Origin of the sequence: Streptomyces sp. NPDC007346 (genome assembly GCF_040703535.1) — a bacterium.
In the GTDB taxonomy this organism is placed as follows: Bacteria; Actinomycetota; Actinomycetes; order Streptomycetales; family Streptomycetaceae; genus Streptomyces.
On the sequence record NZ_JBEYKR010000251.1, the window covers coordinates 1 to 5,805 of the forward strand.

The 5,805-nt window shown below is 69.1% G+C and carries 8 protein-coding genes; 1 reads left to right on the forward strand and 7 read right to left on the reverse strand.

Features of this window, described 5'->3' with window-relative positions; translation table 11 throughout:
* Positions 1 to 210 precede the first annotated feature (210 nt).
* The 6 genes from AB0917_RS33420 to AB0917_RS33445 all read right to left on the reverse strand — a co-directional run bounded on the left by AB0917_RS33420 (position 211) and on the right by AB0917_RS33445 (position 4,144).
* A complete protein-coding gene (locus AB0917_RS33420; RefSeq protein WP_030595093.1) occupies positions 211 to 477 on the reverse strand; it encodes a hypothetical protein in 267 nt (88 codons plus the stop codon).
* A complete protein-coding gene (locus AB0917_RS33425; RefSeq protein WP_030595092.1) occupies positions 477 to 710 on the reverse strand; it encodes a hypothetical protein in 234 nt (77 codons plus the stop codon). The genes AB0917_RS33420 and AB0917_RS33425 overlap by 1 nt, the downstream gene beginning before the upstream one ends.
* Before the next feature lie 268 nt (positions 711 to 978).
* A complete protein-coding gene (locus tag AB0917_RS33430) occupies positions 979 to 1,539 on the reverse strand; it encodes a hypothetical protein (RefSeq protein ID WP_366823471.1) in 561 nt (186 codons plus the stop codon).
* A gap of 212 nt (positions 1,540 to 1,751) precedes the next feature.
* Positions 1,752 to 2,489, reverse strand: coding sequence for a hypothetical protein (locus AB0917_RS33435; RefSeq protein WP_366823472.1), 738 nt, complete (start codon positions 2,487 to 2,489; stop codon positions 1,752 to 1,754).
* 217 nt (positions 2,490 to 2,706) lie between these two features.
* Positions 2,707 to 3,330, reverse strand: coding sequence for a hypothetical protein (locus tag AB0917_RS33440; protein WP_366823473.1), 624 nt, complete (start codon positions 3,328 to 3,330; stop codon positions 2,707 to 2,709).
* 223 nt (positions 3,331 to 3,553) lie between these two features.
* The gene (locus AB0917_RS33445) at positions 3,554 to 4,144 is read right to left on the reverse strand and encodes a terminal protein (protein WP_366823474.1); all 591 of its coding nucleotides are present in this window, start codon (positions 4,142 to 4,144) and stop codon (positions 3,554 to 3,556) included.
* A 151-nt stretch (positions 4,145 to 4,295) separates the two neighbouring features.
* Between AB0917_RS33445 and AB0917_RS33450 the strand changes: the two genes are divergently transcribed.
* Positions 4,296 to 4,718, forward strand: coding sequence for a hypothetical protein (locus AB0917_RS33450; RefSeq protein ID WP_366823475.1), 423 nt, complete (start codon positions 4,296 to 4,298; stop codon positions 4,716 to 4,718).
* A 198-nt stretch (positions 4,719 to 4,916) separates the two neighbouring features.
* On the opposite strand, the gene AB0917_RS33455 is transcribed toward AB0917_RS33450, so the two are convergent.
* The gene (locus AB0917_RS33455; protein ID WP_366823476.1) at positions 4,917 to 5,696 is read right to left on the reverse strand and encodes a hypothetical protein; all 780 of its coding nucleotides are present in this window, start codon (positions 5,694 to 5,696) and stop codon (positions 4,917 to 4,919) included.
* Positions 5,697 to 5,805: the final 109 nt, after the last annotated feature.

Genomic DNA, 5,805 nt, shown 5'->3' on the forward strand with positions numbered 1-5,805 from the left:
TTGTGCGCCCGCCGGGTTGGGTGCTGTGGCCAGCCCGGCCGGGCCGTGCTATTACTGCGCACCAGAAGCGGCGCTGCTTCTGGTGCAGCGCCCGCACGCCGCCCGGGGCGGCCTTCAAATGTCATCGCTCTCCAGTACCAGGCGCCTGGTACTGGAGAGGCCGGGCAGCACAGCGAGGAAACCAAGCAGTACGAGGGCGGTGGGCGGCTGCTACACCTCGATGAAGGCGACCACGACCACCGTCTTCAATGCGGTCACCCAGTACACGAGCCGGACGCGTTCGACGTCGTCGGCGTACTGGCGCAGCCGCGGTCCGCTGCTGTCGCCGGGAAGGAGCTCGCCGGCGTGGGGGTCGACGGAGATGACGACCAGGGCGCGATCCAGGGCGTGGAGCTCGGCTTCGCTGGTGATGGTGTCCAGCTGCTTGGCGGCGGAGTCGGAGAACGCGATCCGGGCACGGCGGGGGCGAGGGATCATCAGGCGACGGCCGGGCGCTGGGCGGCGAGCCGGGCGAGGTGGGCCTCGCGCAGTTCCTCCCACGGCGTGCAGTCCTCCACCGAGGGCAGCCCGTTGGTGGCGATGTCCTCCAGGACGGCGGCGAGCTGGTCGGCGCTCTCGCGGGTCCGGGCCGCGTACGCGCGCAGTCCATCGGCGGCGTCGGGCTCCATCTGCTGCCGGGTGGTGTCGGCGGGGGCCGGCTGTTCGCTCATCGAGGGCTCCAGAAGGCAGAACTGGCGTGTCCCACCACGGTATCGCCGGGCAGCCGGGCCCGGGAGCACTCCGCAGGAACCCGGCCCACAGTTACGCTCCGCACTTCTCATAAGTGCGCGTGAAGTCAAATCTTGAGTGCCACGCTCCACCCGGAAAGCGGCCTCTGGAGAACCCCGCAGCCCCGAGAAACGGACAAACAGGGGCAGAAGTCGGGGCGGCGTGACACGTAAGGATGACATCGCGAAGGAGCGTGACAGTCACCCTCCGTCAGTGTGACACCTGTTCCGGAGGGCCTGCGGGCGGTCGGCCGGTGGTGGGGCCAGCCTGATTCTCCCAGGCCGTACGCCAGGTCGTCAGCTCGTCCTCGGTGTACCGGACGGTCTGCCCGTCCAGTACGCCCTCGGGCACCGGGATGAAGCGCTCTCGGGAGCGTTTCAGGTAAGTGCGCATGGTCGACGCCTTCCACGGCAGGATCCCCTTCTGCCACGCCTCCTCCAGGGAGTACCGGATCGGCACGGGGCGGTCGAAGGCGTCGTCCGCCGACAGTGGCTGGCGGATCAGAGGCGCCGCGTCGGCGGCCTGCTGCGGCAGGGCCGGGCGGCCGGGCGGAACGACGGGGCCTGGCCCGCAGACGTGCGGGCGCTGCTGTTCGAGCAGCGGTTCCATCCCGGCCAGGATCCGGCGCAGGGGCGGGCCCGGGGCGCCGACCGCGAGGGCCTGCGCCGCGAGTTCGGCAACGGTGGAACCGGCGGTACGCAGGCTCGCCACCCTGCGGTTGCGCACCTCCACCGCGACGGTGAGTTCCTTGAGCAGCTGCGTCCAGTCCATGCCCGGCACAACGCCCACACCTTGGCGAGGTGACGGCCGGTGATGACCCGTGGGCTCTACCCCCCAGACCCCCAGGTCTTCCCCGAAACCGCCTCCACCTGGGAATTCACCCTGCCACCCCCTAGAGGTTCCGGGCCATTCGGGCATTTCTGGCCCCAACCCCCCAGGTCTCCCCCCAGAAGTTCGAGAGCTGGGGGATTGCGGAGAGTGAGTCAGTGAGCTTGAGGGCGGGCGTGGGTGAGGTGCACGGCGAGGGCTGCGGTGGCTTCGGGTTCGGTGGTGGCGAGCCGGGCCGCGAACGCCAGCTGGCCGACGTCGACTCCGGGGACCAGGCGGAGGAGTTCGGCGAGCAGCGCGGCGTGCGCGAGAACCGGTGGGGTGAGAAGGCCGGCCGCGGCTTCGCGGGCGGCCGGGTCGCGGTAGTGCCCGAGGCGGGTAGCCAGCGCGCGGGCGAGCCAGGCGTCGACGTCGTCCTGGACGTAGCCGCCGGCTCGCCGGGTGAGCTCCTCGCGTACGGCTTCGTCACCGGTACGGGGCTCGGCCTGCTCCAGGGTGCCGAGCTCGCGCAGCGCCTGGAGCTCGTCGGCGCGGGCCGCGATCCGCATCGCTTCGCGCAGCTCGGCCCGGACGACGTCGTCGGTGTCCGGGGCGTAGACGGTGCCCGGGGCCGCTTCGGCGAGCAGCCGGGCGATCCGCTCCCACTCGCCGAGCTCGGCCGGGCCGCGCTCGGCGACGGCGATGTCCTCGTGCCTCAAGTTCTGCCGGGCGTCGAACCGGGCGACGTCCAGGGCGGCCGCGGCGGCGCCGGCGGTCATGCCCCTGGCGCGGCGCCGTACCCAGCGGCGGCACATACGGGCCGGATCGAGCGGCTCGCGCGGCACCGTGACCCGCGATGCGGCCGTACGGCGGTCGGTGCTCCGGGGCGGCCAGGACGGCAGGGGCGTGGTCATCTTCGGCCTCCCATTCATGGGTGAGGAATCAGGGCGGACCACCGTCAGAGCGCTGTACGGCGGCCCGCTGGTGTGCCGAAGCACGGTAGGTGTCACCGGCAGAGCTTGTTGAGCTGGCGTATGAGACCGGTCGACGCAGTCTGATTGTCACCAGTGAGGCACGAGGCTTGTCACAGATCCTCGTTCAGGACCACCATGATCGACCGGGAATGGCCTCTCAGTATCCCCAGCTGGCGTAGATGATGACGTTCTCGCCGTTGTCCCGGGCTCCGACGCACACGTCACGCCAGTCGAGCAGCCAGCCGCTGGAGCGGCAGCTCTCCTGTTGGAGGCCCAGTTCGCGGATGATCTCCGGGCGGGACAGGCCGTTCCCGCTGGTGACCGTTGCGGCGCGCCAGCAGCCGCCGGAACCGCAGCTGGTGCCTTCGTCGACCATGCTGATGCCTGGCGGCAGTGAGGGGAGCGCCTTGGACGGCGGGGCGTCCGAGCCTTCGCCGATCATCAGCGCATACAGGAGACCGACCACGAGGGTGAGGGCGAACTGCATCCCCAGGAAGCCGATCGCTCCGTTGCGGCGGGGAATCCATTCCGGGGGAGGGGAGTTCCCGTGCCGGCCTTCCAGGCCTACACCGCAGGCGATGAGCACAGGCGCCAGGGCCGTGAACAGGAGATGGGCGTCGGGTCTGGGGGCGTGGACCCAGCCCTGCTGGACACTGATCAGCAAACCGGCTCCGGCGAGCAGCGTGCCGCCGATCGCGAAGCCGACAGGGCGGGTGCGGGCGATCGTCATCCAGACGACAGCGGGCGCGACAGCGAAGAGTATCCCCAGGACGATCAGCATGTACGGGGTGACGTGGGCCGCCGAGCGCCCGGTTCCACACGGCCCGGACTCACCTCAGGCCCGCAGCCGGTCGTTCATGCCGGGCAGCGCGGCGAAGCGATGCCCCCAAAACCTCACATGTACGCACATATGGCCTGAAGGTGACAACAAGCCTGCCTATGGGGCAACTATCGCGCTTCGGCTCAGCTGGAAATGGTTATAGCAGTCCCTGAATTATGTGGTGTCAGAACTCAAAATCTATCGACTGGACGTGGGTGAAATCCGCTCGTAGCCCATCAGCCCGGTTGCCCCATTCCGTGAAATAGGACTCGGTGACGGCCTGGGCGACGATCGGATGCAACTCCTCCTCTGTCGCACCGGATGCCTGGAGCTGGAGGATCTGCTGCGCGTAGGTGGGTGAGATCGGGGTGGTGATGTGCCGTACGCGGCCGTCGTCGGAGGACCCGGAGGCGGTGAATCCGAAGTAGGCGACGACGTGCACCATCATCCCGCCGGAGGTGGACGCCTGCTCCCGGGCTTGTGCTCTGACCTGCGGTTGCCACTCGGATTCGGTCTCCTCCACCAGGGCGGCTTGGAGGCGCTTCTGTGGGGTCGTCAGCGTCCCGGCACGGTAGCGCTCCACCGTGCGGCGTGAGACACCCAGACGCTCCGCCAGGGCCTTCGTGGACCCCTTCGCCCGCGTGAGAAGGAATTTCACCTGAGCCTTCGCGGATTTCGGCGCGGGCCGGGTGAAGACCTTCCGCTCCGCCCGCGCGAGGGCGTCCAGGATCTTGCCTCGGCCCGGGGCCGACTGCTGCTGCTCGTGATCGTTCATACCTCCAGGGACCACGGATCGCCTGTGGACAGAGGAAGCCGTCCGCGTCGGCGGCTGCTGCCGTGAACAGCCTGATCCAACTCCGGGACGGTCCGACCGTTCCCGTCGTACGGTCGCACCAGGACCGGAACCCACCTGCCCAGGAGACGCAGTGATCCCAGCCCAGCACCCCTACCAAGCGGACTACCAGCAGGAAGAGAACGGCCGCACGAGCTACAGGAGCAAGCCCGTCATCGCCTGGGACGACGAGGGCCAGGCGCTCGTCGTTGATGAGCGCAGCGGCCGACTTGTCCCGGCGAACAACGGCCGTACCTTCACCGGACTCTCGGAGGGCGGCCACCCTGTTGTCGGCGCTATCCCCGGGGGCGGCTGGAGCGTGCGGTTCAAGAACAGCGACGGCACTTTCACCGAGGACCCGCTGGTGGCCTGGACCGTCCGAAGCGACGGCACCCTCACGCCCGTTGACACCGACTCCGAGGGCGAGTGCCAACCCTCCACCGCCATGAGCAACTTCGATGGTCTCGTTGCGCCCGGAGCGCAGGCGCGAACAGCACAACCGGACAGCTCGGCCTGACCGGGCTGTTCTTCATCCCGGCCCGCAGGCTTCCGTCGGCTGTCCGACAGCACTCCCGTTGTATGGCGGCCGCGCCGGGCGGGCCGGGCTCGGGCCTGCGGTCGGCCGGCTGAGAAGCTTGCCGAGAAGAAGGCCGCCAGGTGACCCGTTGGCAGCAGCGATGAACACGACGGGGCTCTACCGCGCCCTACCCCGGCATCAGGATTCCTGAAGCTGGTGCTCAGCTGCCTGTTCGGGTGTGTAGAGGTGCAGGCTCTCCTGTAGCGCGTCGGCGAACCGCTCGAAGGCTTCCCCGTCCCGCGGCTGGACGGGAGGCGGGAACGGCAGGTCGCTGGAGCGGCGGGGCCAGATCCGGGCAACGGACAGGTGGAACTCACGACCGTGCTGGATGACGACTTCTGCGGCCGGGAAGTAGACGTAGAGACACAGCTGCCCGATCTTCATCGGGCAGTAGAACCCGACCGGCTCCGGGTCGCCGGGCGCAGCTACGCCAGTGAGGGGAACTATCACGGTGTGGCTGGTGACGAGCGGCTCGCGTTGCGGGCAGGCCCCGATCCACACGCGCGTTCCCCCGGGTATCGCCCGGTGCGTATGCATTCTCCGGAGTTGATGGGGTGGCAGGAGAGGCTTGTGCTGAAACTGATCGGCCATCATTGCTGTCTTCGTGGCCCAGAGCGCGATCTGACGCTGCTGCCGCAGGGAGATGAGGCCCAGGCCGAGGTCCTGCCCGGTGATCAGAGGTGCGAGGACAACTCTGGAGGCGTCTTCCATCTGCGACATCCAGCCGTTGTTGCACGGGGCGCAGACCTTCTTGACCGTGAAGTCCAGGCCCACGCTTTGCCGGGTCGTGTCGTAGGCACCCTCGCCGTAGCGGGCCTGCTCGGTCTGCTGCCGCCCCGGAGGAAGGTACTCGTTCAGCCACTGAGGGAAGATGTGCTCTTTGGTGACGGGAGCACCGCCGCAGAAGACGCAGGACATCGGCAGATCGTATCGGCCGGGCTCGTACTGGTGTGGTGGGGGGGGGGGGGCCGGCGACAGGGTGTGCGGGCCCAGGCCCCGCCCGTAAGGGTGAAAGGCCGCGAGTGGG

Bases quoted from the DNA above. Each gene is read 5' to 3' on its own strand.
- AB0917_RS33420 (WP_030595093.1), bottom strand. From the start codon at position 477: ATGATCCCTCGCCCCCGCCGTGCCCGGATCGCGTTCTCCGACTCCGCC.
- AB0917_RS33425 (WP_030595092.1), bottom strand. From the start codon at position 710: ATGAGCGAACAGCCGGCCCCCGCCGACACCACCCGGCAGCAGATGGAG.
- AB0917_RS33430 (WP_366823471.1), bottom strand. From the start codon at position 1,539: ATGGACTGGACGCAGCTGCTCAAGGAACTCACCGTCGCGGTGGAGGTG.
- AB0917_RS33435 (WP_366823472.1), bottom strand. From the start codon at position 2,489: ATGACCACGCCCCTGCCGTCCTGGCCGCCCCGGAGCACCGACCGCCGT.
- AB0917_RS33440 (WP_366823473.1), bottom strand. From the start codon at position 3,330: ATGCTGATCGTCCTGGGGATACTCTTCGCTGTCGCGCCCGCTGTCGTC.
- AB0917_RS33445 (WP_366823474.1), bottom strand. From the start codon at position 4,144: ATGAACGATCACGAGCAGCAGCAGTCGGCCCCGGGCCGAGGCAAGATC.
- AB0917_RS33455 (WP_366823476.1), bottom strand. From the start codon at position 5,696: ATGTCCTGCGTCTTCTGCGGCGGTGCTCCCGTCACCAAAGAGCACATC.